Source organism: Streptomyces sp. SAT1, assembly GCF_001654495.1.
Taxonomy (GTDB): Bacteria; Actinomycetota; Actinomycetes; order Streptomycetales; family Streptomycetaceae; genus Streptomyces; species Streptomyces andamanensis.
Genome location: NZ_CP015849.1, coordinates 4,177,783 through 4,202,845 on the forward strand (window position 1 = coordinate 4,177,783; position 25,063 = coordinate 4,202,845).

Annotated in this window: 17 protein-coding genes and 2 pseudogenes; 14 read left to right on the forward strand and 5 right to left on the reverse strand. The window is 70.1% G+C overall.

What is annotated here, in order from left to right; translation table 11 throughout:
* Window positions 1-2 precede the first annotated feature (2 nt).
* The 3 genes from A8713_RS18020 to A8713_RS18030 all read left to right on the forward strand — a co-directional run bounded on the left by A8713_RS18020 (window position 3) and on the right by A8713_RS18030 (window position 11,249).
* On the forward strand, window positions 3-3,626 hold the full coding sequence (locus tag A8713_RS18020; protein WP_064534502.1) for a LamG domain-containing protein: 3,624 nt from the start codon (window positions 3-5) through the stop codon (window positions 3,624-3,626).
* A 132-nt stretch (window positions 3,627-3,758) separates the two neighbouring features.
* Entirely contained in the window at window positions 3,759-10,730 is a 6,972-nt protein-coding gene (locus A8713_RS18025) for a polymorphic toxin-type HINT domain-containing protein (RefSeq protein ID WP_443069728.1), read from the forward strand.
* A 12-nt stretch (window positions 10,731-10,742) separates the two neighbouring features.
* Window positions 10,743-11,249, forward strand: coding sequence for a hypothetical protein (locus A8713_RS18030; protein WP_064534503.1), 507 nt, complete (start codon window positions 10,743-10,745; stop codon window positions 11,247-11,249).
* A 114-nt stretch (window positions 11,250-11,363) separates the two neighbouring features.
* On the opposite strand, the pseudogene A8713_RS18040 reads toward A8713_RS18030, so the two are convergent.
* From A8713_RS18040 to A8713_RS18050, 3 genes and pseudogenes are all read right to left on the reverse strand, one after another.
* A pseudogene (locus A8713_RS18040) lies at window positions 11,364-12,670 on the reverse strand (tyrosine-type recombinase/integrase).
* A complete protein-coding gene (locus A8713_RS18045; protein WP_064534506.1) occupies window positions 12,670-12,894 on the reverse strand; it encodes a helix-turn-helix domain-containing protein in 225 nt (74 codons plus the stop codon). The pseudogene A8713_RS18040 and the gene A8713_RS18045 overlap by 1 nt, the downstream one beginning before the upstream one ends.
* Window positions 12,894-13,238, reverse strand: a pseudogene (locus A8713_RS18050) (replication initiator); the annotation flags it as partial. The gene A8713_RS18045 and the pseudogene A8713_RS18050, both read right to left, overlap by 1 nt.
* Before the next feature lie 35 nt (window positions 13,239-13,273).
* On the opposite strand from A8713_RS18050, the gene A8713_RS18055 reads away from it, so the two are divergent.
* From A8713_RS18055 to A8713_RS18095, 10 genes are all read left to right on the forward strand, one after another.
* A complete protein-coding gene (locus tag A8713_RS18055) occupies window positions 13,274-14,020 on the forward strand; it encodes a hypothetical protein (protein WP_064534508.1) in 747 nt (248 codons plus the stop codon).
* A 2-nt stretch (window positions 14,021-14,022) separates the two neighbouring features.
* The gene (locus tag A8713_RS18060) at window positions 14,023-14,493 is read left to right on the forward strand and encodes an NUDIX domain-containing protein (RefSeq protein ID WP_064534509.1); all 471 of its coding nucleotides are present in this window, start codon (window positions 14,023-14,025) and stop codon (window positions 14,491-14,493) included.
* Window positions 14,494-15,085: 592 nt separating this feature from the next.
* Window positions 15,086-15,451: a DUF2750 domain-containing protein gene (locus A8713_RS32410; RefSeq protein ID WP_079159030.1), complete on the forward strand. Its 366-nt coding sequence runs from the start codon at window positions 15,086-15,088 to the stop codon at window positions 15,449-15,451.
* Window positions 15,452-16,005: 554 nt separating this feature from the next.
* Window positions 16,006-16,677, forward strand: coding sequence for a UbiX family flavin prenyltransferase (locus A8713_RS18065; protein ID WP_064534510.1), 672 nt, complete (start codon window positions 16,006-16,008; stop codon window positions 16,675-16,677).
* A 75-nt stretch (window positions 16,678-16,752) separates the two neighbouring features.
* Window positions 16,753-17,208 carry an Lrp/AsnC family transcriptional regulator gene (locus tag A8713_RS18070; RefSeq protein ID WP_037861223.1) on the forward strand — a complete coding sequence of 152 codons (456 nt, stop codon included), beginning with the start codon at window positions 16,753-16,755 and terminating at the stop codon, window positions 17,206-17,208.
* Window positions 17,209-17,288: 80 nt separating this feature from the next.
* Window positions 17,289-18,452: an aminofutalosine synthase MqnE gene (mqnE, locus tag A8713_RS18075; RefSeq protein WP_064534511.1), complete on the forward strand. Its 1,164-nt coding sequence runs from the start codon at window positions 17,289-17,291 to the stop codon at window positions 18,450-18,452.
* Window positions 18,453-18,565: 113 nt separating this feature from the next.
* Window positions 18,566-19,210: a UdgX family uracil-DNA binding protein gene (locus A8713_RS18080; protein WP_064534512.1), complete on the forward strand. Its 645-nt coding sequence runs from the start codon at window positions 18,566-18,568 to the stop codon at window positions 19,208-19,210.
* Between the two features lie 46 nt (window positions 19,211-19,256).
* Window positions 19,257-19,781, forward strand: coding sequence for a GNAT family N-acetyltransferase (locus tag A8713_RS18085; protein ID WP_064534513.1), 525 nt, complete (start codon window positions 19,257-19,259; stop codon window positions 19,779-19,781).
* Window positions 19,782-19,882: 101 nt separating this feature from the next.
* The gene (locus tag A8713_RS18090; RefSeq protein WP_064534514.1) at window positions 19,883-20,182 is read left to right on the forward strand and encodes a DUF4229 domain-containing protein; all 300 of its coding nucleotides are present in this window, start codon (window positions 19,883-19,885) and stop codon (window positions 20,180-20,182) included.
* An 81-nt stretch (window positions 20,183-20,263) separates the two neighbouring features.
* Entirely contained in the window at window positions 20,264-20,935 is a 672-nt protein-coding gene (locus A8713_RS18095) for a TetR/AcrR family transcriptional regulator (protein WP_064534515.1), read from the forward strand.
* Between the two features lie 29 nt (window positions 20,936-20,964).
* Here the strand turns inward: A8713_RS18095 and A8713_RS18100 are convergent, their stop codons facing one another.
* Together A8713_RS18100 and A8713_RS18105 are read right to left on the reverse strand one after the other, a co-directional pair.
* The gene (locus A8713_RS18100; protein ID WP_064534516.1) at window positions 20,965-21,876 is read right to left on the reverse strand and encodes a MaoC family dehydratase; all 912 of its coding nucleotides are present in this window, start codon (window positions 21,874-21,876) and stop codon (window positions 20,965-20,967) included.
* Window positions 21,877-21,883: 7 nt separating this feature from the next.
* Entirely contained in the window at window positions 21,884-23,212 is a 1,329-nt protein-coding gene (locus A8713_RS18105; protein WP_064534517.1) for a 3-oxoacyl-ACP reductase, read from the reverse strand.
* Window positions 23,213-23,298: 86 nt separating this feature from the next.
* Here A8713_RS18105 and A8713_RS18110 point away from each other — a divergent pair, with 86 nt between their 5' ends.
* Window positions 23,299-24,591 (forward strand): acetyl-CoA C-acetyltransferase, encoded by a 1,293-nt coding sequence (locus A8713_RS18110; RefSeq protein ID WP_064534518.1) that lies wholly within the window; start codon window positions 23,299-23,301, stop codon window positions 24,589-24,591.
* Window positions 24,592-25,063: the final 472 nt, after the last annotated feature.

Sequence of the window (25,063 nt, forward strand, 5' to 3'; positions counted from 1 at the left end):
TGATGGCCGCCCTGCCGGCGCCGGCGGCGCATGCCGTCTCCGCGGCGGGGACGGACTCGGTGCCCGTCTCCGAAGGGCAGAAGGCGCTGACCCGGGCGGAGCAGTCCGGCGAGCGGGTGGAGGTGCCGGGCGAACGCACCGAGCGGACCACTGTCTACGCCAACCCCGACGGATTCACGTTCACGCTGGAGGAGTCCGCGGTTCCGGTGCGCGCGGCGGCGCCCGGCGGCGGCTGGCGGACCCCGGACGCGACCTTGGAGCAGCACGCGGACGGTTCCGTCGGGCCGAAGGCCGCCGTTGTGCCGATGGCCTTCTCGGGAGGCGGCGACACGGCGCCCCTCGCGCGGATCAGCGAGCAGGGCAAGTCCCTGGAACTGGGCTGGCCGGGCACGCTGCCTGCGCCGCGGCTGGACGGGGCGAGCGCTCTGTACGCCGACGTGCTGCCCGGTGTCGATCTCCGGGTGACCGCCACGCCCGAGAGTTTCCAGCCGGTGTTCGTGGTGAAGACACCCGAGGCGGCGGCGAGCGAGAAGCTGAGGAAACTGACCTTCACGCTCGGGACGCAGGGGCTGAACGTACGGGAGGGGGCGGCCGGCAATCTGATGGCGCAGGACGCCGACGGCCGCACCGTGTTCAAGGCCCCGCCCGCCCGCATGTGGGACTCGACCGGTGACACCGGGGCACCCGCCGGGCCGGTGTCGTCCCGGGCGGTGGCCGCGGCGGAGGGCCGGCCGTCGGGTTCCGCCGAGGCGATGCCCTCGGGGTCCTCGGGGTCCTCGGGATCGGGTCTCGAACCCGGCCAGGGCGACACGGTGGCCCGGATGGGCGTGGACGTCTCGTCCGGCTCCCTCTCGGTGACGCCCGACGCCGACATGCTCACCAAGACCGCTCCCTCCGCCTTCCCGCTGTTCCTCGACCCCACGGTGACCTGGGGAGAGTCCGAGCGCACCCTGCTGCGCAGCGACGGCTACGAGTCCTACGCCTGGGGGAACGGCGACGACGACGAGGGCAAGGGCGCCGGCAAGTGCGGCACCTGGAACGGCTACTACTGCGGGCCCGGCTATGTGCAGAAGCTCTACTTCGAGTTCTCGCCCGACAGCCTCAAGGGCAAGAAGGTCCTGGACGCCACGTTCCGAGTGACCGAACCGTGGGCCTTCCAGTGCGACCCCCGCTGGGTCGATCTCGTCCGCACGAACAACATCTCGTCCGCCACCACCTGGTCCACGCGCCCCAAGGAACTGGACCTGATGGTCGACCGGAACGTGTCCGCGGGGCGGGGATCCCTGTGTGACCCGGACGCACCGAAGGCACCGATCGAGTTCCACGACAACTCGGCGGAGACGAACGAGAACCTGACCCCGACGGTGGCCGACTTCGCGGCGGGCAAGTTCTCCAGGCTGACCCTGGAGGTCCGGGCGCACGACGAGTCGGACACCTCCGCGTGGAAGCGGTTCAAGAACGACGCCGTGCTGGCCGTGAAGTACGTGGCGCTGCCCGCCACGCCGACCGAGGTCGGCGTGGTCACCGGTTCCGGTTATGTCTGCTCCACCAACCCGGCCTCCCCGAGCGTGGTGTCGGACCCGACACCGCTGGTGCAGGGACGGCCCCGCACCGCGGCCGGGGGAGAGTCGGGCGCCAGCCTGCGCATCCGGTGGCGTACGGACGTGCTGCACGGCTCGAACTGGGTGCTCGCCCACGACGACATGGACGGCCCGACCACCGGCTACGTCGGCAACCTGGTGAAGCAGACCCGGACCCTGCCGACGCTCCAGGAGGGGACGCAGTACCGGCTCAAGGCGTTGACCCTGTCCTACTACGAGGGCGGAAGCTACCGGCAGAACACCGGCTACACCACGCCTTGTTACTTCACGGTCGACCCGACCGCGCCGAAGGCACCGCAGGTGACGGTTGGCTCTCCTTACACCGAGTGCACGAGCAACGACTGCGCGAGTCACGGTGGTCCGGGAGTCAAGGGCACCTTCACCTTCAAACCGGCAGCCGGCGACGCGAACGTCGTCGCCTACCAGTACCGCCTGTCCTCCGACGCGGCCTGGTCGGCCGCGCTGACGGGCTCCACCGTGTCGGCCGGCGTCACCCCGGCCCGTGCGGGGACCCAACGGCTGTACGTGCGCGCCAAGGACAACGTCGGCCGCTGGGGCGCGGAGTCGGTGGTCGACTTCCTGGTGGCCGCCGGTGAGGGCACGGTCGGCCAGTGGCACTTCGCCGAGACGAGCGGAGCGGCCCTGGATTCCGCCGCCGCGCCGGGTGTCGCGCACCATGACGCCGTGCTGTCGGGAAACGCCGCCCGTGACGACCGCGGACGCCGGGGCCTGCTGACTCATGACTCCGCGGGCAGTCCGCTGGAAGAGCCCGTCACCGACAAGGGGCTGAGCCTGAACGGGAGCACGGCCTACGCGGCCACCAGCGCACCCGTGCTGGACACCCGCTCCTCGTACACCGTCTCGGCCTGGGTCCGTGTCGACGCCGGTGCCGCGCACACGATGACGGTGCTCGGCCAGGCCCCCGAGACAGCGAGTCCCTTCGCGAAGAAGTACACCCCGTTCGGACTGTCCTACGCGGCCGGCGGCGGAGACACCTGGAGCATGAGCGTGCTGGCCGCCGACGGAAGCCTGCACAAGGCCGCCGCCCAGCAGACCACGGCCCGGGGCGTGTGGACGCACGTGACGGGGGTGCACGACGCGGCGGCCAAGAAGATCAGTCTCTACCTGAACGGAAAGCTCCAGGCGACAGCGGATGCCGGGACACCGTGGACGGCCAACGGTCCGTTGCAGATCGGCCGGGGGCTTTGGTACGACAACTTCACCGACTACCTCCAGGGCTCCACGGACGAGGTGGCCGTGTGGCAGCGGGCCCTGAACGGCGACGAAGTGGCCGAGGAGTCACGGCTCATGACGTCGGCGCAGTACGCGGGCACGGAACTGGTCGCCGCCTGGTCGGCGGATCAGGGCAGCGGCAGCACCGTCCCGGACACCACGTCCGGCTACGGCAGGTCCCTGACCCTGACCGGAGGAGCTTCGTCGGACGGTGAGGCGATCGTCCTGGACGGCGTGGACGACGCGGCCACGACGGCCGGACCGGTCCTGGACGACACCGGATCGTTCACCGCCACCACGCTGGTCACCCTGGACGGCGCCGCACTCGCGGCCAAGGACATCGGCTACAAGGGCCAGGTCCTCGGACAGCGCACGGCGGACGGGTCGGCGTGGGGATTCTGGTACGAGCTGACGGGCAAGCAGACCGTCGTGGACGAGGAGACACTGGAGGAGAAGACCGTCCCCGTGGGCTTCTGGCGCTTCGGTCGGCTCAACGCCGACGGAACGTTCACGGCGGTCGCCTCCACCGAGAGCGCAGCAGTGGACGGCATGGTGCGCCTGACCGGCGTGTTCGACGCGCAGGCGGGCACGATCAGCCTCTATCTGGGCGCGAACCAGAGCGACGACGAACAGTCCTTCACGGCGAAGGCCGGATCCGGTGACTTCGCGGTCGGCAAGGGCTTCGCCGGCGGCGCCTGGCAGCACTACCTGCCCGGCCGGGTGGCCGAGGTACGGATGTGGGCCGGCGCGATGGCCGACTGGAAGCAGATCGTCGAGACCGTGGGCGACTGATCGGCGGGGGAGGGGCGCGCTCCGGAGAGGGCCCCTCCCCGAGACGGACACGTGGCCGGCACACGGTGTGCCGGGCCGGTACTTCTGGGCTTCCCGACTTCTCCTAGCGCACCTGGGGTGGGGCGATATCCGATGGCGTTTGGCATAGGCACTTCAAGAAGACGTTCCGGTCGCGGCCGGTGCCGCACCAGCGGACTGGTGGCCCACTCGCTGGCCCTCGCGCTGCTGATCCCCACCGGCCTGGCCCAGGTGGCGCAGGCCGCGGAGCCGGGCGGTCTGGGGCGGCCCGACATACCGAAGCCGCGCACCGGCAAGGTCAGCGTGTTCGACGGCCCGGGTGCCGTGAACGCCAGGCAGCAGGTCGCCCAGGACGAGAAGGCCAACCGGACCCAGGCCGGACGCGCGCAGCAGGAGCGCAGGGCGACCTGGCCCGCCGCCGGTGACGCGCGTCTCAGCCTCAGTTCTCGCAAGGCCGCTACCGCCGCCCCCGGCAAGACGCCCGTCACGATCGCCGCGCCGTCCACCCGCGGGAAGGCAGCGAGCGGCCAGGCTCATGTCACCCTGCTCGACCAGAGGACGGCCCGGAACGCGGGGATCACCGGTGTCGTCCTGACCGCCGACGCGAGCACCGCGGGCACGGCGGACGTGACCGTCGACTACAGCGGCTTCGCCTCCGCGATCGGCGGCGGCTGGGCCCAGCGACTGCGTCTGGTGCAACTTCCCGCATGCGTCCTGACCACTCCTGACAAGCCGGAGTGCCGGACGCGGCAGTCACTGAAGACGGACAACGACCTCACACACCGGACAGTCACGGCCCGGGTGCGGCTGGCAGCGCCGGCCGCGGGGAACGCTTCGCAGCCGACGCGGAGTGCGGCGGGTACCGCCCCGGCGACGACCGTCCTCGCCGTGACCGCCACCGGCGCGGGATCGGGGCAGTCCCCCAAGGGCACGGGGGACTACTCGGCCACCGCGCTGTCACCGTCCTCGTCCTGGCAGGCGGGAGGCAGCTCGGGCTCCTTCACCTGGTCCTACGACTTCACCCTGCCACCGGCCGCCGCGGGCCCCGTCCCGCCGCTGGCACTGTCCTACGACTCCGGCAGCGTCGACGGCCGCACCGCCACCACCAACAACCAGGGCACCCCGGTCGGTGAAGGCTTCGGGCTCACCGAGTCGTACATCGAACGCACCTACAACTCGTGCGACGACGACGGTCACGACGACATCTTCGACCAGTGCTGGAAGTACGACAACGCACGTCTCGTCCTCAACGGCAGATCCAGCGGCCTGGTCAAGGACAAGACCAGCGGAAACTGGAGGCTGGAGAACGACGACGCCTCCACGGTGACCCGGTCCACCGGGGCCGACAACGGCGACGACGACGGCGAGTACTGGACCGTCACCACCGGAGACGGCACCAAGTACGTCTTCGGCAAGGACAAACTGGACGGCGCGGCCGCCCAGCGCACCAACTCCACCTGGACCGTGCCGGTCTTCGGCGACGACTCCGGCGAACCCGGCTACTCGGGCGGCAGTTCCTTCGCGGACCGTGCCCTGAACCAGGCCTGGCGCTGGAACCTCGACTATGTCGAGGACCCTCGCGGCAACGCGGTCACCTACTGGTACACGAAGGAGACGAACTACTACAAGAAGAACAAGTCCACCACCGCCGACGCCTCCTACGTCCGCGGCGGGCACCTCGACCGTATCGAGTACGGTCTGCGCAAGGGCGCCCTGTTCACCGACAAGGCCGACGCCGAGGTCACCTTCGGCTACGCCGAGCGCTGCACCGCCGACAACTGCTCCAGCCTCACCAAGGACACCGCCGACAACTGGCCCGACGTGCCCTTCGACGCCCTGTGCACGAAGGGCGACGACGACTGCGACGCCGCCGGTCCCTCCTTCTTCACGCGCAAGCGCCTGACCGGCATCGACACCTTGTCCTACAACGCCACGAGCAACGCGTACGACGCCGTCGACTCATGGGCGCTGACACAGGAGTACCTCGACGGCGGCGACATCGGTGACAGCTCCGACCAGGTGCTCACCCTGAAGTCCCTGAAGCGCACCGGCAAGGCGGGGGAGACCCCCATCGGGGTGAACCCGGTCTCGTTCACCTACCACATGCGGCCCAACCGCGTGGACGCCACCGATGACATCCTCCCGCTGACCCGCCCGCGCGTCTCCACCGTCACCTCCGAGACCGGCGCCATCACCACGGTCACTCTGTCGGCACCGGAATGCGTGCGCGGCCAGGTCCTGAGCGCGCCGCCGGACTCCAACACGCGCTCCTGCTACCCGCAGTTCTGGCACATCAACGGCGCCGAGAACGCCGCCATCGACTGGTTCCACAAGTACCGCGTCCTCGCGGTGAACGTCTCGGACCCGGCCGGCAACAACGAGGCCCTCGAATACGCCTACAGCTACAGCGGCGCGGCCTGGCACCACAGCGACGACCCGTTCACTCCGAAGAACGAGCGGACCTGGTCCGACTGGCGCGGATACCGCCAGGTCACCACCCTGGCCGGTGCCACCACCGAGACGCGGTCCAAGACGGTCTCCCTGTACCTCCAGGGCATGGACGGTGACAAGAACAAGGACGGCAGCACCAAGTCCGCCACCGTCGCACCGCTCGCCTCGCCCGCCCTGGGAGCGGCTGCGCAGGCCGACAGCGACCAGTACGCGGGCATGCTCCGCCAGGAGGTCACCTACGACGGCGCGACGGCGATCTCGGCCACGGTGAACGACCCGTGGTCCAAGGAGACAGCTCGCCAGAGCCCACCGGACGCCGACGACCGGATCGCCCGCTATGTCCGGACCGAGAAAGTCCACTCCTACACGTACCTGACGACGCCTCAGAGCTGGCGCGAACGGCAGACGAAGACGTCCTTCGACGCCTACGGCATGCAGGCCACGGCCGAGGACTCGGGACTGGTGGGCAAGGACGGGGACGAGACCTGCACCCGTACCTGGTACGCACGAAACCCCGCCGCCGGCATCACCGGCCTCGTCTCCCGCACGCGCACCGTCGTCGGCCAGTGCGCCACGAAGGACGCGGCACTCGATCTGCCCGCGGCCGCCGACCGGCGCGGTGACGTGCTCGCGGACGCCGCCACCGTCTACGACACGCCGAACGCCACCACCTGGTCGGCCACGCAGAAGCCGACCAGGGGCCAAGCCACCTGGGTCGGCCGCCCCACCGGCTACGCATCCACCGCGGACCCCGACGGCGACCGGCTTCCCGCGTCCTGGCAGACCGTCGCCACAACGGCCTACGACACACTCGGCCGTCCGCTGAGCGTCACCGACACGGCGGGGAACACCACCTCCACCGCCTACACCCCGGCCGACGCCGGCCCGCTCAGCAAGACCATCACCACCGGACCGGCCCCCCAGCAGTACAAGTCCGTCGCCTTCCTCGACCCGCGCCGCGGGCTCACGCTGCGCAGCTATGACATCAACCTGAAGAAGACCGAGCTGGACTACGACGCGCTCGGCCGTCTCACCGACGTCTGGCTGCCCAACCGGATCCGCGGCAGCCAGGCCCCGAACACCAAGTACGGCTACCACCTCGACGCGTCGAAACCCTCCTGGGTCTCCACCTCGACCCTGAAGAACGACGGAGACACGTACAACACCGCGTACACGCTCTACGACGCGCTCCTGCGTCCCCTTCAGACCCAGTCGCCGACCCCGCTGGGCGGCCGCCTGCTCACGGACACGCGCTACGACACCCGGGGCCTGGCCTACGAGACCTACGCGGACATCTTCGACAGCACCGCCACTCCCAACGGCACGTACGCGCGTGCCGAGTACGGCGGGGCCCCGAAGCAGTCCGAGACCGTCTTCGACGGCGCCGGCCGGCCCACCACCGGCAGCCTGTACGTGTTCGGCGTGAAGAAGTGGTCCACGTCCACCGCGTACACGGGCGACTCCGTCGCCACCACCGCCCTGCAGGGCGGCTCCGCCCGGCGCACCATCACGGACGTCCGCGGGCAGACGACGGAAACCCGCGAGTACGCGGGTGTGACCCCGGCGGACAGCGAGTTCGGTACGAGCCCGGGAACGTCCTACACGTCCACCCGGTTCACCTACGCACTCGACGGCAAGCAGCTCTCGGTCACCGGGCCGGACGACAGCACGTGGTCCTACGTCTACGACCTGTTCGGTCGGCAGACGAGGGCCGTCGACCCGGACAAGGGCACCACGACGAGCGAGTACAACGCCCTCGACCAGGTCGTCAGGTCCACCGACTCCCGGGGCTCCTCCGTTGTGACCGCCTACGACGAACTCGGCCGCCCCACCGGCACCTGGGCGAACACGAAGACCGACGCCACCCAGCTCACGGGCTACACCTACGACACCCTCCTGAAGGGGCAGCCCACCTCGTCCACCCGCTATGTCGGGGGCAAGGCGGGCTCGGCCTACACCAGCAGGGTCACGGCCTACGACACCCTCGGGCGGGCCACGCACACCCAGCTGGAGCTCCCCTCCGACGACCCCTTCGTGAAAGCCGGTGCCCCGTCCACGCTCCCCGTCGAGACGTACTACAACCTCCAGGGGGACGTCTCGGGCATCAAGGAGCCGGCCGCCGGTGGCCTGGAATCCGAACCCCTCAGCTACCACTACGACGGCCTCGGTGACCTCGTCAGTTTCGGCGGCTCGACGGGATACCTGCTCGACGTCTCCTACTCGCAGACCGCCCAGCCCCAGCAGCTCACCCTGGGCACCGGAGGGAGCGGCAACAAGAGCATCTACCTGACGAACACCTACGAGACCGGCACCGACCGTCTCACCCGCAGCCACGTCACGGATCAGACGCACCCGTACGAGCTGCAGGACACGAACTACACCTTCGACGAGTCCGGCAACATCACCGCGATCAGCGACCCGACGAACCTCGGCGGAACCAGCACCGCGGAAACCCAGTGCTTCACCTACGACGCCCACCAGAGACTCACCGAGGCATGGACACCGGCCTCACAGAAGTGCACGGACACCCGCAGCGCGTCCGCCCTCTCCGGCCCGGCCCCGTACTGGAACAGCTACACCTACAACGCCGCCGGCCAGCGCCTCACCGGAACAGTCCACAAGACCACCGGTGACACGAGGACCAGCTACTGCTACACCAAGCCCGGCCAGCCCCACACCATGACCGGCACCACGACCGGAACCGACTGCGCGAACCCTGAGCGCCCCTACACCTACGACGCCGCGGGCAACACCGTCAAACGCCCCGGAACGTCGGGTACGCAGGACCTTCTCTGGTCCCCGGAGGGCACACTCGCCAAGCTGACCGAAGCCGGCACCTCCACGAACTACCTCTACGACGCCGCGGGCAACCTCCTGATCCGCTCCGCGGACAACGGCGAGCGCGTCCTCTACATCAGCGCCACCGAGCTCCACCTCCGCGCCGACGGCACCCTCTGGGCGCAGCGCCGCTACACGGCGGGCGGCATCACAGCAGCCGTCCGCTCGAACGAGTCGGGCACCGGCAGACTCAGCTACCTGACCGGCGACCACCAGGGCACCTCCACCCTCACCATCGCCCCGGACGCCTCCCAGGCATTCAACAAGCGCTACACCACCCCCTTCGGCGAGGACCGCGGAAAGCCCCAGTACGGCCCCTGGCCCGACGACAAGGGATTCCTCGGCAAGACCCGCGACACCAACACCGGCCTGACCCACATAGGCGCCCGCGAATACGACCCGTCCATCGGCCAGTTCCTCAGCGCCGACCCCGTCCTCGACACGGCCGACGCCCAGTCCCTCAACGGCTACAGCTACGCCGACAACAGCCCCGTCACCCACAGCGACCCCACCGGAGCCTGGCTCGACGACGGCACCGGCCACAGCGAACCACGCCATGACGGTGGTCCCGCTGGCCCTCAGCAGAGCGGCCATCCCGGGGTTCCCCGCGGCGGGACGGGCACGGGTGGTTGTTATTACAGCTGCACCTCCGAAAACGACAATGGACTTCTCGCGGATGCTCGTGATGCTACGCGCGAGTCTCAGACGCAGATTTACGACGCAGTCCAGTTCTATTCCGGAAACAAGGCACAGAACGAGCAGTGGCTCGACGCATATCGTGCGGCGATGAAAAAGGAATACAGGCGACTCGATGGCATCATGGACGCGAACACCGCAATAGCGACTGCGGTGAACGTCTGCTGGGCTCACAAAGAGATTCACTGCTCTCAGGAGATGAAGAACTACTTCATCGATCTGAACTTCACCCGCATAACCCAGTTCGGGCTCTACGAGGATGCCTTCAAGGACATCAACGCCGTACAGCTTGCCGGGGAGACGTCACTCGGCAAGGCGCTCCGGGCGCGCCCGTGCAACTGTTTTCTTGCCGGTACGGACGTCCTCATGGCTGACGGAAGCACCAAAGACATAGAAAAAATCCATGTAGGCGACGAGGTGCGGGCGGCGAACCCCGAAACAGGTGAAGTCGGCTCTCGGCGCGTGACGCGACTCATCAGCACCGACAGTGACAAGTATTTCAACGAACTGTCCGTCGCCACAGAAAACGGGATCGAGAAACTCACAGCCACTCACGAGCATCCCTTCTGGGCGCCTTCGGAGCACAAATGGGTCGAAGCAGGCTCCCTCCTCCCAGGCATGACGCTGCTCACCGCCACAGGCAAGACTGTCATCGTCACGGCCAACAGTGCCTACATCGAGCATGTCCGCACGTACAACCTGACAGTCGAGGACCTGCACACGTACTATGTACTCGCTGGTCAGACGCCGGTTTTGGTTCACAACAGCAATGGGTGTGTGAACTGGGCTTCTAACAGCGTGAAAACGTGGGGTCACACATTCAAGACTCATGGCGCTGGGGCGAAGAACACGAAGGCTCTGACTGATCGTGCTCGCAGTACTGGGAATCAGCAAGGTCAATGGTTGGACAATGACGCTGCTGCAGATTTTCTCAAGGGGCTCCATGTTGAAGGAGCCGGTCCCAGGTCGGTGCAGATCCCGGAGGGAATGGGGCAGGTGATCATGCCAGATGGCAGCATTGTCCAGGCGCGCGCAGCTACCGTCGTCCCGAGTCCAAGTGGTCTGTACAAGACGGGATTCCCGATCATTGGCCCGAACTAGGAGGCTGGAGAGATGAGCTTTTCCGTGTCGTTCAATCTGGCCGTGCCGTCAGGTGCCGTAACCCCTGCTTCAGCGAGTCTGGAGCCGGGCGGCGAGTACGAAACCCTCGTCATGGAGGCGTGTAGCGTCCTCTCCGATGCTGGAGGCGGCAGATTCCACATTGGTGGCTTCGGGAATGATGAGTGGCCGCTCGATGTCGCGTATGACCTGTCTGCCTTCATGGAGCAACTCCCTTCGCTTCTGGTGAGTGTGCGTGAACGCCGCGAAGTCGAGGTGGATCTTTACTCGCAAGGCATCGAGAGGACTTTGACCTTTCGTCCAAGCGGAGATCTCGTGATGATTCACTGCGATTCGCGGACCGATTGGGTTCCAAATCCGGAGCGCGAGAGCATTGCGCAGAGTGAGCTAGTTGCGATGCTCTCAAAATTGGCCGAAGACTTCGCCGGAGGGCTGAAGGCGATCAATTCCGAGCTGTCAGAGGCCGCGCCATTCGAACGTTGGCTGGAGGGTGAGGTGTAGCCTCACTGCCCGATCCCGCAGCCCGCGCTGGATAGCAACCGCAAAATTGAAGCCCCGTCAGGTGAGTCCTGGCGGGGCTTCCGGGGTGGTTGACGGCAGTAGTTGACGGCAACGTCAGCGGACGGCGGCTCCGACGAGGGGTGGTTCGTCGCCGTCGTCGGGCTTGCCGCTAATCTCGGCGGGGTTGCGGAGGGCACGTCCGAGGAGGTCGATGGCGTCGCGCTGGAGGCGGAGCCGGACGTGGGCGTACACGGTCGCGGTGACGCCGATGTGGGCGTGACCCAACAGCTCCTTGATCACGACGAGTCCCACTCCTTGTTCCAGGAGGAGGGTCGCGGTCGAGTGGCGGAGGTCGTGGAACCGGACGCGGCGGAGCCTGGCCCGGCGGAGCAGGGTGTTGAAGTGCCGGGTGAGGGTGGATCCTTCGATCGGGGCGCCGTCGGGGCGGGTGAACACGTAGCCGCTGTCCTTCCAGCCCGTACCCGCCGCCTCGCGTTCCTGGAGTTTCCGGTTGCGGTGCTGTTCGAGGAGCGCAGGCATGGCGTAGGTAGCGCGATGCGCCGTTCGGAGCTCTTGGTCTTGGTCGGGAGGGCGGTCAGGCCGCTGGAGTTGGTGCGTTGGAGGGTGCGGCGGATGCTGGCGGTTCCGCCGGCCAGGTCGAGGTCTTCCCAGCGCAGGCCGAGGAGTTCGCCCTTGCGGAGCCCGGTATGCAGAGCGAGTTCGAACAGCGGCTGCAGCCGGTGACCGCTGGTGGCGGTCAGGAAGTTGCGCGCTTCTTCGGCGGTGAGGGGTTCGAAGCGGCGGGGGCGGGGTGTGCCGGTGCGGACGTTACGAGCGACGTTGCGCGGGATCTCCTCCTCACGCACGGCGTGCTCCAGAGCGGTCTTGAGCACGGAGTGTACGTAGGCCAGGGTCAGGGGCGAGAGCTGCTTGGAGCAGCACTTTCCGGCGGCGCAGCAGAGGGGTTGGTCACGGGCGGGGTCGAGGTCGCGGGTGCAGCACTGGCAGGTGGTGCGGAGCTGGTTGAGCCAGGTGCGGACGTCCTTGGCGGTGAGCTTGGCGAGCTTCTTCCGTACCAGGCCCGGGGTGAGGTAGAGCCGGGCGACTGCCGTGTAGCGGGTGTGGGTGTTCTCGCGGAGCTGGTGGACGGCGACGTTCTCCAGCCAGTACGTCAGGTACGCGGCCACGCTGCCCTGCGCGGAGGGAATGGGGACGCCCCGGTTACTGGCGGCGATCTTCTCGGTCAGCTTGGCGAGCGCCTCCTTCCTGGTGGTGCCGTAGACGCGGATGCGCTTGCGCGTGTTGCCGGGTGCGAGGACGTATCCGGCAGCCTCCCAGCGGCTGTCCTTGCGCTGGTAGACGGTCCCGTCACTGTTGGCACGGGTACGGCGGGAGGCGGGGGTGTCGCGGGGTGTGCTCATCAGGCGGCGTCCTGTTCGAGGCGGGCGTGGATGAAGTCGGTGAGTGCGCGGGCGGGGATGCGTCGGGCGCGGCCGAGGGTGATCGAGGCGAGCTGGCCGGTGCGGAGCAGGTCGTAGACGGCGGAGCGGCCGAGCTGGAGGCGGGCCATCACCTGGGGCACCGTGAGCAGATCCAGCACCGGTACCGCCTTCGCGTGGAGGACGGCGGGCGGGGGCGAGGCCATCAACAGCCTCCTTCGGCCGCGAACTGCCGTTCCAGTTCCCTGCGGTGCCATACGGAGGCGGCGAGGAGTGCGGCGCCGGGGCTGTAGCCCGAGCCGAGGTAGTCCCAGTGACCGACGACGAGTGTGGTGGTTGGGTCGGACTCGGGCGGGTCGGCGTGGGCGCGGGCCTGTTCGGTGCGCCAGGCGCGGCGGGCGGCGCGCAGTGCGCCGAGGGTGGTGGAGTAGCGGCGGGATTTGGTGGAGAAGTGGCCCCGGAAGCCGAGCATGTGCGCCCACTTCCAGAGCTTGAGATCGGCGAACTCCGGCAGGCGGCCCAGCTCCCAGCATGTGCGGATCATCTGCCGTCCCTAGTGCCGTCCTGAGACGAAGGGGGAGACTCATGCCGAACGAAAGACTACGAGCCGTCATGTCGGCGGGAGGCTGGACGTACGCCGCCCCCGCTCAGGAAGTCGAGGTCGACCCCAAGTCGGTCGAGCGCTGGGTGAACCTCGGGCGCACGCCACGCCGGACCACAGCCCTCCAGACGGCCCGAGCCCTGGGAGAAGACGTGCACGCACTCTGGCCGGCGCTCCGCCAGGCCCGCCCCGCCCGCGCCATCAGCCCTGAACTGGTCGCGCTCTACGAGCAGCGGGCCGACATCCCCGCCTCGACGTTCACCGACCTGATGGCCCAGGCCCGGGAGCGGATCGACATCCTCGTGTACGCGGCCGTCTTCCTCCACGATGCATACCCCCGGCTGAACGAACTCCTCACCGAACGCGCCGCCGAAGGCTGCACCGTCCGCATCGCGATCGGGGACGCCGACAGCGACAACGTCCAAGCCCGCGGTCAGGAGGAGCGGTTCGGCCACGGCATCGAATCCCGCTGCCGCCTCGCGCTCATGCACTACAGGTCGCTCACCGGCAGCCCCGGCATCGAGGTCCGAACCCACGGCGCCACTCTCTACAACTCCCTCTACCGTGCCGACGACCAGCAACTCGTCAACGCCCACGTCTGGGGCGTCAACGCGTACGCCGCCCCCGTGTGGCATCTTCGGCGACATGAGACTGGCGGCATGTTCGATACCTATGCCGAGAGCTTCGACGCGGTGTGGGCGACGGCGACGCCCGTACGAGAGGAAGGCTGATCGTGGCCCGCACTGAGTACTACGACGCCCCGAACGCCCCCAAGCCGAACAGCGTGGTCGTCGCCGCCTCCGCCGTCGTCACCGACGACCACGGCCGCATCCTCCTCCAGCGCCGCCGCGACAACGACCTGTGGGCGCTACCCGGCGGAGGCATGGACCTCACCGACTCCCTGCCAGGCACGGCCGTCCGCGAAGTCAAAGAAGAGAACGGCCTGGACGTCGAGATCACCGGCCTGGTCGGCACCTACACCGACCCGAAACACGTCATCGCCTACAACGACGGCGAGGTCCGCCGCCAGTTCAACGTCTGCTTCACCGCCCGCATCACCGGCGGCCAGCTGGCAATCTCCGACGAGTCCACCGAGCTCCGGTTCGTACCGCCCGAAGAGATCGAGCAACTGCCGATGCACCACACCCAACAGCTCAGGCTCCAGCACTTCCTGGAACAGCGCGAGAAGCCGTACCTGGGCTGAACCGGCTGACGGCAGTAGCTGACGGCAACAACCCCGCACAACCACGGACCCCCACGCACGTCACCGGACCAGCAAATCGCGCTTGACCTGCATAAAAGCAGGTACAGGCGTCCGCGTAGCACACGTACTATGTGCTGGCGGGCGAGACGCCGGTACTCGTTCACAACAGTGGCTGCGGCGGGCGTTGGAAATTGGGTGAAGATTATGCCAAGCCCAATAAGAAGGGCGATGCGCCGTCCTTGTCCACCATGCGTAAGCGGTTCTGGAAGAACGAAGCGGCGGAACCGGATGCCGCAGGCCAATACGGTGCCGCGAACGTCGGTCGTATGAAGCGGGGGTCGGCGCCCCAGCGGCAGCGTCCTGACGGATCGTGGGAATCAATGGAGCTGAGTCACGAACCTATTCCCGAGCGTGACGGTGGTATGTTGCTGACACCGCGGTGGCCAGAGGATCATGTAATTATGGATCCCGGTGGGTACCGTAGGCTCCCGCCCGGGTACTGAGCTGCGGACGGGCGTGGTGCCAGCCCCCTTTTTCGCTGGCGTCACGCACAGGTGCGCTGCTCAGGTCTGGACGATCTAGGAGGATTCGGGTGAGCACAAGCGGTGCGCAGGCAGCGGCCTTTTTCCGCGACATCGTTCAGACTCGCACCGTTTGGTGGGTCCGGGATGACAATGGCAGCCCAACGCCGGTCTCGAGTTCTGGGCGACCCGCATTCCCTTATTGGTCGTCGGAGTCCCGCGCGAAGCGCGCTGCTCAGCTATGGGGTCCTCAGTTTCGTGTTGTTGCAATGCCGCTGGATCATTGGCGGAGTGCGGCTTTGCCGGATCTGGTCAAGGATGACTTTCGAGTAGGCATTAATTGGAGCGGACAGTGCTTGACTGGATGGGACTTCACTGTCAATGAAGTGGTCAATCGCCTCGCTCAAGCTCTTAGTGAACCGCCATTCGACCGGTAGGTTCGGCTGGGTGGCAACGCTCGGGCGTGGCCCAGGGAATCATCCGTCTGTGGGCGTGAAGGGCTTGCATACCGAGGGCGAACTGGGCGCTGTCGATTCTCGTGCCGTCAACTGAACCTTGGCCGGCCTGGCGTATTTTGGCGGCTCCTGGGGAGTTACTGGAGGGCGAGCACGACGGACGGAGTCGGCTGCCCCGGCGTGTCCGGTGTCCAGCCGGTGAGTCATTGTTCAGGTGGGTCGAGTGCGAACCATCGGGCCGGGATCAGGCCCGAGAAACCCGAATTGCTCTTGGACCTGTTGGTGACGATGAAGCCGGTGGCTCTGCGGAGAAGATGGTGCTGTGGGCCGCAATGGGTGATCTCGATGACTCGAACTACCGTCTGCTGACCGAGGGGTGACCGCGCGGCCCTGGCCGTGGGGTGCGGCACTGTTGGGGTGGTGTTCCGTCGGTCTCCCGGGCAGGGGCCGGTCGAGGCTCGACGCCGCGGGTGGCCTGCCCGTCGCCCCGCCCTCCTGGTGCGACCCCCCGTAGCCCCCGCCGGTAGGCTCGATATGTGAACGCAGGGAAAACGCGGCGCGAGCCTTGGATCGTGGGGGTTTCCGGCGCGTCCGGTACGCCGTACGCGGCTGCTGTGCTGCGCGGGCTGATCGACGCCGGGGAGAGTGTCGACCTGGTGGTCAGCCGGGCCTCGCGGCTCACCCTGCTCGACGAGACGGGCATCTCCTTCCGGGACGCGCACTGGCGGGAGGATCTGGGGGAGTGGCTGGCGCTGGGGGCGGACGGGAAGCCCGGCACGTTCGGGGCGGACCTCGCGGACGTGCGGCACTGGAGCGCCGGTGACCTGGCGGCCGGGCCGTCCTCGGGGTCGTACCCCGCGCGGGGGATGCTGATCGTGCCGGCCTCGACGGCGTGCGTGGCCGGGGTCGCGCTCGGTCTGTCGAAGGACCTGCTCCAGCGGGCGGCGAGCGTGACCCTCAAGGAGCGCAGGCCGCTGGTGGTGGCCGTCAGGGAGACCCCGCTGAACGGCCCGACGCTGCGGCAGCTCGTCGCCCTGGACGACGCGGGCGCCACCGTCCTGCCCGCCTCGCCCGCCTTCTACGCCGGTGCGACCCACATCCAGCACCTGGTGGACTTCGTCGCCGGCCGCGCTCTCGACGCGGTGGGCGTGCCGCACCGGCTCTACCGCCGCTGGGAGGGCGAACTGGGCGGCGGTGCCCGGCGTTAGCAGCAGTACCCGTACCACTTGAGAACAGCATCACTGGGACTTCAGGAACTTCTTTCAGCGGAAGGCTTCGATCGCATGGACGCGGTGGACAGGCAGCTCATCCAGGCCCTGAGGGAGAACGGCCGGGCCTCCTACGCCGAGCTGGGGCGCCTCGTCGGCCTGTCGGGACCGAGCGTCACCGACCGCATCAACCGGCTGGAGGCGGCCGGGGTCATCACCGGCTACCGGGCGACGGTGGACTCCGCCTCGCTCGGCCTCGGCGTGACCGCCCTGATCGGCATCTCCCTCTCGGACGCGGCCGACCACGAGGACGTGGCGCAGCGGCTGAAGGACCTGCCCGAGATCGAGGACTGCTGGTTCATCGCCGGTGACGACTCCTTCATGCTCAAGGTGCGCGCCACGGACGTCGACGGACTGGAGAGGATCATCCGCCGGCTGTCCGGCACCAAGGGCGTCTCCCGGACCCGTACGACCATCGTGCTGTCCACGAAGTGGGAGAACCGGGTGGGAGAGCTGCCCGAGGAGGTCTGACGGCCGGGGCGTCCGGTCCGGGCGTACGGTGTGCAGGAGTCGGTGGAGGAAGAAGAGGAAGAGGTAGCAGAGGTATGGGTATGGACGTCGGGCTCAAGCGCGAGCTGGAGGAGAAGGTCCGCTCCGGCGAGCGGCTGACCCGCGAGGACGGCATCGCGCTGTACGAGTCGGACGACCTGGCCTGGCTCGGCGGGCTCGCGCACGAGGTGCGGACGCGGAAGAACGGCGACGTCGTCCACTTCAACGTCAACCGCCACCTCAACATGACGAACGTGTGCACCGCGTCCTGCGCCTACTGCTCCTTCCAGCGCAAGCCGGGCGAGAAGGACGCGTACACGATGCGCATCGAGGAGGCCGTCAAGCTCGCCCAGGGCATGGAGGCGGAGAACCTCACCGAGCTGCACATCGTCAACGGACTGCACCCGAACCTGCCGTGGCGCTACTACCCGCGTTCGCTGCGCGAGCTGAAGGCGGCGCTGCCCGGGGTGTCGCTGAAGGCGTTCACGGCCACCGAGATCCACCACTTCGAGACGATCTCCGGGCTGAGCGCGAGCGAGATCCTGGACGAGCTGATCGACGCCGGTCTGGAGTCGCTGACCGGCGGCGGCGCGGAGATCTTCGACTGGGAGGTCCGGCAGCACATCGTGGACCACCGCACCCACTGGGAGGACTGGTCCCGTATCCACCGGCTGGCGCACGAGAAGGGTCTGAAGACCCCGTGCACCATGCTCTACGGGCACATCGAGGAGCCCCGCCACCGGGTGGACCACGTGCTGCGGCTGCGCGAGCTCCAGGACGAGACCGGCGGTTTCCAGGTCTTCATCCCGCTGCGCTACCAGCACGACTTCGTGGACATGAAGGACGGCAAGGTCCGCAACCGCCTCCAGGCGCGGACCACGATGGCGACCGGTGCCGAGGCGCTGAAGACGTTCGCCGTCTCCCGGCTGCTGTTCGACAACGTGCCGCACGTGAAGGTGTTCTGGGTGATGCACGGGGTGCAGACCGCCCAGCTCGCCCTCCAGCACGGCGCGGACGACATGGACGGCTCGGTCGTCGAGTACAAGATCACACACGACGCGGACAACTTCGGCACACCGAACAAGCTGACCCGCGACGACCTGCTGGAGCTGATCCGCGACGCGGGCTTCCGCCCGGTCGAGCGCAACACGCGCTACGAGATCATCCGCGAGTACGACGGCCCGGACGCCGGGCGCCGCGAGTCGCCGCAGCCCATGCGGGTGTGACCGCCCGCGAGCGGTGAGGCCGGATGCCGGGCGGGTACCCGTCCGGCATGGCTGGCGCGAGGCCCCAGAGAACGCGGAGAACCCAGAGGACTCACCCAGGGTCGGACGGCGCGGTGAAGACGCCCGAGGACGCCTACTCCGCCGCGCCCTTCGTCCCGGCCCACGCGGATCTGGCCGCGCTGCGCGAGGCCGCGGCGCGCTGCCGGGGCTGCCCGCTGCACCGGGACGCCACCCGGACCGTGTTCGGGGCGGGAGCGGCGCACGCCCGGGTGATGCTCGTGGGCGAGCAGCCCGGTGACCAGGAGGACCGGCGGGGCGTGCCGTTCGTCGGACCGGCCGGGAAGCTGCTGGACCGGGCGCTGGCCGAGGCGGGCATCGATCCCGGCGAGGCGTACGTCACCAACGCGGTGAAGCATTTCAAGTTCAGCCGGTCCGGGCCGGGCAAGCGGCGGATCCACAAGGCGCCGAGCCTGCGCGAGATGACCGCCTGCGGCCCCTGGCTGGCGACTGAGCTGGCGCTCGTGGAGCCCGAGCTGATCGTGGTGCTGGGCGCGACCGCGGGCAAGGCCCTGCTCGGCTCCTCCTTCCGGGTGACCCAGGTGCGCGGCACCCTCCTCGAACACGAGATCCATGGACGCCCCGAGCGCCTGGTGCCCACGGTGCACCCCTCGGCGGTGCTGCGCGCGGACGACCGGGAGGCCGCCTACCAGGGTCTTGTGTCGGATCTGGGGGTCGCGGCCGGTGCCCTGGGCCGCTGAGTCGACGGCCTTCCCTTCCCCGGATGGTAATAGGTAGTGTTGCGCTATGCCTCTTACCTTCACTCTTGATCCCTCCGTCGACCGCGCCCTGCGCGACGGCATCCTCGACCTCTGGGCGGACGTCACGGACGCGGGCGGCGCGGTCGGCTTCGTGGCGCCGGCCTCGCGGGAGGCGATCCGGCCGGAGCTGGTGAAGCAGTTCGTGGCGATGGCCGAGGGCCGGTCCCGGCTGCTGGTGGGGCACGACGAGACGGGCCGGGTCGCCGCGACGGCGTTCCTGACCCTCAACCGGGACGCCCTCTCCGCCCACTGGCTGTGGCTCTACACGGTGATGGTCCACCCCCGCCACCAGGGCAAGGGCTACGGCCGCGAGCTGCTCGCCGCGGCGGCGGACGCGGCCCGCGGCATCGGGGGCATCGAGGCGCTCCGGCTCAGCTGCCGGGGCGGCCAGGGGCTGGAGCGGTTCTACGCCTCCTGCGGCTACAAGGAGGTCGGCCGGATCCCCGGTGCCACCCGGGTCGCGCCGGACGACGACCGCGATGAAGTGATCATGCTCATGCCGCTGACCTGAGGCTTCGTGCGCCCGCGTGACCCGCCTGCGGGAACGGGCCCCCAGCGTGCTTCACTGGACGGTGCCCTTTGGCCTTGTTCGGAACGGAAGAGTGGTTTGGGATGCTCCGCTACACGCTGATGCGCCTCGGTATCTTCGCGGGCTGCCTCGTGGTCGCCTGGGGTCTCGTGTACGTCGGCATCGTGCCGAGCGGCCGCAACGGCTCCAACGGCCTGTGGATCCCTCTTCTCGCCCTGGTCCTCTCGGCGCCGATCAGCTTCGTCGTGCTGCGCAAGGAGCGTGACCGGGCCTCCGAGCAGGTCGCCGCGCGCGTCGACCGCATGAAGGCGAACATGCAGGCCAGCGCGCTCGAAGAGGAACTGGCCGGGGAAGAGGCGCGGGGCACCTCCAAGGCGTCCTGACCCTCCGGGCCCGCCTGCGCGCCGGGTTCCCGCCCGGTCGGCGGGTCGGCGGGCGGCCGGGTGAACCGTAGGCTTGCCGCCATGGGTGCCGTGAAGACCAAGCGGATGCCGCGCGCGGTTCGTGAACAGCAGATGCTAGACGCCGCCGTGCGCATCTTCGGCCGGCGCGGCTACCGGGCCGCCTCCATGGACGAGATCGCCGAACTGGCGGGCGTCTCCAAACCGTTGGTCTATCTGTATCTGAACTCCAAGGACGACCTCTTCAGCGCCTGCATCCGGCGCGAGGCCGCCGCGCTGACCGCCGCCGTCCGGGCCGGGGCCCGCCCCGGGCTGCCCGCCGACCGGCAGCTCTGGGAGGGGCTGCGGGCCTTCTTCACGCACACCGCGCGGCACCCGGACGGCTGGGCGGTGCTGCACCTCCAGGCGCGTACCCACGGCGAGCCGTTCGCCGCCGAGACCGCCGCGATGCGCCGGGAGATCGTCACCTTCGTGCGGCAGCTGATCACCGAGGCGGCACACGCCGCCGCCTGTGCCGGGGAGGCGGATGGCGGCCCCGGCCGGCTGCCCGAGCACGAGGCCGCCGGACTCGCCGAGGCCCTGGTCGGCGCCGCCGAGTCGCTCGCCGACTGGGCCAACACCACCCCGGGTGTCACGGCCCGGCAGGCCGCCACCACCCTGATGAACTTCGCCTGGGCGGGCCTCGGCGACCTCATGGAGGGCCGCCCCTGGACCCCGCCCGCGCCGGGGTCCTGACGCGGGCTCCCACGGGCGCGGGGCAGTGCTCAGCCGCCCGGCGCCGCCACCTCGCCCTCCAGATGCACCCGCCCCGCCGCCCGGTCCGCCGCCCCGTCCGCTGCCTCGCCCGGCGCGCGCAGCGCGAAGCGGCCCCGGTCGTCGGCCGCGTACACCACCGTGCCCGGCAGGAGCACCGGCGCCTTGAACGCGGCCCGGACCGAGACGGCCTCGGGGACCCCGTGGGCGGCCAGGCAGCGCGCCACGGTCCACATGCCGTGGGCGATGGGCCGGGGGAAGCCGAACAGGCGGGCGGTGAGCGGGTGCAGATGGATCGGGTTGCGGTCGCCGGAGGCGGCGCCGTAGCGCCGTCCGAGATCGGCGGGCAGCCGCCACTCGGCCGCGGCGGGCGGCGGGGCCGCCTCCGGCGCGGGCCGGCCGGGCCCGCCGGTGGTCCCGGCCGTGCGGTGGCGGGCCAGATAGGTGCTGGTGGACTCCCAGACCGTCTCTCCGGCGGCGCGCAGCCCGGTCACGACGACGGCCTCGGTGCCGCGCCGATGGGGCCTCAGGCCCGCGATGTGCACGGAGAGTTCGTACGCCTCGGTGGCGCGCAGGGCGGTGCGCCGGGTGAGGGCGATCGAGGTGTGGACAAGACCGAGCAGCGGCAGCGGGAAGCCGCCGCCGCTCATCAGGCGCATCGCGAGCGGGAAGCCGAGGACGTGCGGATAGGTGAGCGGCAGCGCGTCCGCGCCGGTCGGGAAGCCGCACACCCGCTCGTAGGCCGCCAGCCGGGCCAGGTCGACGCGGGTGGACGGCAGCACGAGCCGGGTGTGCGGCACGGGCGCGTCGGGCCGGGGACGCCGGAAGGGGGAGCGCAGCGCGCCGCGCGCGAGCAGCGGGCCGAGGGCGGGGGAGCGGGTGAGGAGGACGGCGGGGCGTGCGTCCGGTGCGGTGCGGGCCATGGCGGCGTCACGCCCCCAGCAGGCTCTGCCCGCACACGCGGACGACCTGGCCGTTGACCGCGCCGGAGCCCGGGTGGGCGAGCCAGGCGGTGGTCTCGGCGACGTCGACGGGCAGACCGCCCTGGGCGAGGGAGTTCATCCGGCGGCCCGCCTCGCGGATGAGCAGCGGGACGGCGGCGGTCATCTTCGTCTCGATGAAGCCGGGCGCGACCGCGTTCACCGTGACCCCGTGCCGCTCGCGCGCGTGCGGTGCGAGGGCGCGGACCAGTCCGGCGACGCCCGCCTTGGAGGCGCCGTAGTTGGTCTGGCCCGCGTTCCCGGCCAGGCCCGCGATGGAGGCGGTGGCCACGATCCGGCCGCCGGGGCGCAGGGCGCCGGCCGCGAGCAGCGTGTCGGTGGTGCGCAGCACACTCGCCAGGTTGACGTCCAGGACCTGGCCCCAGCGTGCGGCGGACATGTTGACCAGGCGCCGGTCGCGGGTGATGCCCGCGTTGTGGATCAGTATGTCGAGGCCGTCGGGCAGCGCGGCGGCGATCCGCTCGCCCGCGTCGGCGGCGGTGATGTCCAGGGCGAGGGCGGTGCCGCCGAGGCGGCCGGCGACCGCGCGGGCGTCGGCCTCGGCGGCCGGGACGTCCAGGACGACGACCTCGGCGCCGTCCCGGGCGAGGGTCTCGGCCACGGCCGCGCCGATGCCGCGCGCGCCGCCGGTGACGAGGGCGGTGCGCCCGGCGAGCGGCTGCCCCGGGGCACCGGCGGTCCGCTCGTCGCGGGGGCGGCCCGCGTCCGGCCCGGCGACGTGGACCACCTGGCCGCTGACGTACGCCGACCTGGGGGAGAGCAGGAAGTCCAGGGTGGTCCCGGCGGCTTCGGCGTCGGTGAGCCGGACGAGGTTGACGGTGCGGCCCCGGCCGATCTCCTTGCCGAGCGAGCGGGTGAAGCCCTCCAGCGCCTGCTGGGCGGCGGCCTGGTGGTGGTCGTCCGGGTCGAGCGGGGCGCCGAGCACGACCACGCGCCCGCTCGTGGCGAGCGTGCGCACCACCGGGTGGAGGGCGGCGTGCACCGCGCCGAGCCCGTCGACGTCTTGGACGCCGGTCGCGTCCAGGACCACGGCCGCCGGATCGCGGTCGCCGGGGGCGCCGAGGGGCAGGCCGGTGCGGGCGAGCACCGGGCCGGGACCGAGCGCGGACTTCCCGGCCGTCAGGTGCAGCAGCGGGCCGTCGAGCGCGGGGCGCCCGGCTGACCAGCGGCGCAGCGGCGCGGGCCGGGGCAGTCCCAGGCGCCGGGTCAGGAAGCGGCCGGGCGCGGTGCCGGTGAAGCGCAGATAACGGTCGGCCATGTGCCGTCTCCCACGGGTCGCAAGTGCTTACTGTGGAGTAAGGTTACCGGGGGTAATGCTACGTCACGGGTGAGGAGAAGGTCGAGATGAGTCCTCTTCGGACCGAGTCGCGCGGCATCCGGCGGGTGGCGGTCGTCGGCGGTGCGCGCATCCCCTTCGCCCGCTCCGACGGCCCGTACGCCACCGCCGGTGACCAGGAGATGCTGACCGCCGCGCTGGACGGCCTCGTCGAGCGGTACGGACTCCAGGAACCGGGCGCGGTGGGCGAGTTCGTGGCCGGGGCGGTCCTCAAGCACAGCCGCGACTTCAACCTGGCCCGCGAGACCGTCCTCGGCTCGCGGCTGGACGCGCGCACCCCCGCCTACGACATCCAGCAGGCGTGCGGCACCGGTCTCCAGGCGGTGATCGCCGCCGCCAACAAGATCGCGCTGGGCCAGACCGAGTCGGCGGTCGCGGGCGGCGCGGACACCGCGAGCGACGCGCCGCTGGGCGTCAACGACGAGCTGCGCCGCATCCTGCTCGCCGCCCGCCGCGCCCGGACGACCGCCGCCCGGCTCAAGGCCCTCGCCGGGATCCGGCCCCGCCACCTGGTGCCCGACATCCCGCGCAACGCCGAGCCGCGCACCGGCCTGTCCATGGGCGAGCACGCCGCCGTGACCGCCCGCGCCTGGGGCATCGGCCGCGAGGCGCAGGACGCGCTGGCGGCAGCCAGCCACCAGCGGCTCGCCGCCGCCTACGACCGGGGCTTCTTCCAGGACCTCGTGGTCCCCTTCCGCGGCCTGGAGCGCGACCAGAACCTGCGTCCCGGCTCCACGGTGGAGAAACTCGCCGCGCTCAAGCCGGTGTTCGGCCTGGACCGGCCCGGCGCGACGATGACCGCGGGCAACTCCACGCCCCTGACGGACGGCGCGGCCACGGTCCTGCTGGCGTCCGAGGAGTGGGCGCGCGCCCGTGGCCTGGAACCCCTCGCCTATCTGACGGCGTACGAGACGGCCGCCGTCGACTTCGTACGCGGTGATGTCGCCGAGGGCGAGGACGGGCTGCTGATGGCACCGGCGTACGCCGTCCCGCGCATGCTGGAGCGCGCCGGGCTCGGCATCGAGGACTTCGACCTGGTCGAGATCCACGAGGCGTTCGCCTCCCAGGTGCTGGCCACCCTGGCCGCCTGGGAGAAGCGCGGGCTGGTCCCGGTCGACCGCGACCGCCTCAACGTCGCCGGGTCCTCCCTCGCCACCGGGCACCCCTTCGCCGCCACCGGCGCCCGCATCGTGGCGACCCTGGCCCGCCTGCTCGCCGAGCGCGAGGGCCCCGCCCGCGGCCTGATCTCCGTCTGCGCGGCCGGCGGCCAGGGCGTGACGGCGATCCTGGAACGCGCCTGAGCCCCGGGCAGCCGCCCGAGCGGGGCCACTTGAGCCGAGCCACTGCCGCCGGGCGGTCCTGCGCGACTTCTCCCACGAGGCGGAGGCGTGGTACGGGAGCTGAGCGGCGGGGTTACGGGGCCGGGGCGGCGTCCGCGGAGCCCACACCGTCCGGGACCTCCGGGCCGGGCGAGGTGTGCAGGGCATCCGGGGCGTGTGGGGCCTGCGGGGCGTGTGGGGCTTGGGGGGCGTGCGGAGCCTCCGGAACGCCCGGACCGTAGGAATCCTCCGGCGTGTCCGGGACCGCCGAAGACTCAGGCGGTACGGCGGGCACCGGCGGCACGGACGGCGCCGGAGGCGCGAACGGCCGCGGCGGCCCACTCGGCCTGCGCGGCACCGGATCCGGCCCCGAGCCGGACACCCCCGAACCGGACAGCCCCGCTCCTGACACCCCCGCCCCTGACACCCCCGCGCTCAAGACTTCCGCGCCCGG

What these genes read in the sequence shown, in the direction of transcription:
- A8713_RS18045 (WP_064534506.1), bottom strand. Translation starts at nt 12,894, where the DNA reads ATGGCCTCGCCCCCGCCCGCCGTCCTCCACGCGAAGGCGGTACCGGTG.
- A8713_RS18055 (WP_064534508.1), top strand. Translation starts at nt 13,274, where the DNA reads ATGCCGAACGAAAGACTACGAGCCGTCATGTCGGCGGGAGGCTGGACG.
- A8713_RS18020 (WP_064534502.1), top strand. Translation starts at nt 3, where the DNA reads ATGGCCGCCCTGCCGGCGCCGGCGGCGCATGCCGTCTCCGCGGCGGGG.
- A8713_RS18095 (WP_064534515.1), top strand. Translation starts at nt 20,264, where the DNA reads ATGGGTGCCGTGAAGACCAAGCGGATGCCGCGCGCGGTTCGTGAACAG.
- A8713_RS18110 (WP_064534518.1), top strand. Translation starts at nt 23,299, where the DNA reads ATGAGTCCTCTTCGGACCGAGTCGCGCGGCATCCGGCGGGTGGCGGTC.
- A8713_RS18025 (WP_443069728.1), top strand. Translation starts at nt 3,759, where the DNA reads ATGGCGTTTGGCATAGGCACTTCAAGAAGACGTTCCGGTCGCGGCCGG.
- A8713_RS18085 (WP_064534513.1), top strand. Translation starts at nt 19,257, where the DNA reads ATGCCTCTTACCTTCACTCTTGATCCCTCCGTCGACCGCGCCCTGCGC.
- A8713_RS18100 (WP_064534516.1), bottom strand. Translation starts at nt 21,876, where the DNA reads ATGGCCCGCACCGCACCGGACGCACGCCCCGCCGTCCTCCTCACCCGC.
- A8713_RS18070 (WP_037861223.1), top strand. Translation starts at nt 16,753, where the DNA reads ATGGACGCGGTGGACAGGCAGCTCATCCAGGCCCTGAGGGAGAACGGC.
- A8713_RS18105 (WP_064534517.1), bottom strand. Translation starts at nt 23,212, where the DNA reads ATGGCCGACCGTTATCTGCGCTTCACCGGCACCGCGCCCGGCCGCTTC.
- A8713_RS18030 (WP_064534503.1), top strand. Translation starts at nt 10,743, where the DNA reads ATGAGCTTTTCCGTGTCGTTCAATCTGGCCGTGCCGTCAGGTGCCGTA.
- mqnE (WP_064534511.1), top strand. Translation starts at nt 17,289, where the DNA reads ATGGACGTCGGGCTCAAGCGCGAGCTGGAGGAGAAGGTCCGCTCCGGC.
- A8713_RS18090 (WP_064534514.1), top strand. Translation starts at nt 19,883, where the DNA reads ATGCTCCGCTACACGCTGATGCGCCTCGGTATCTTCGCGGGCTGCCTC.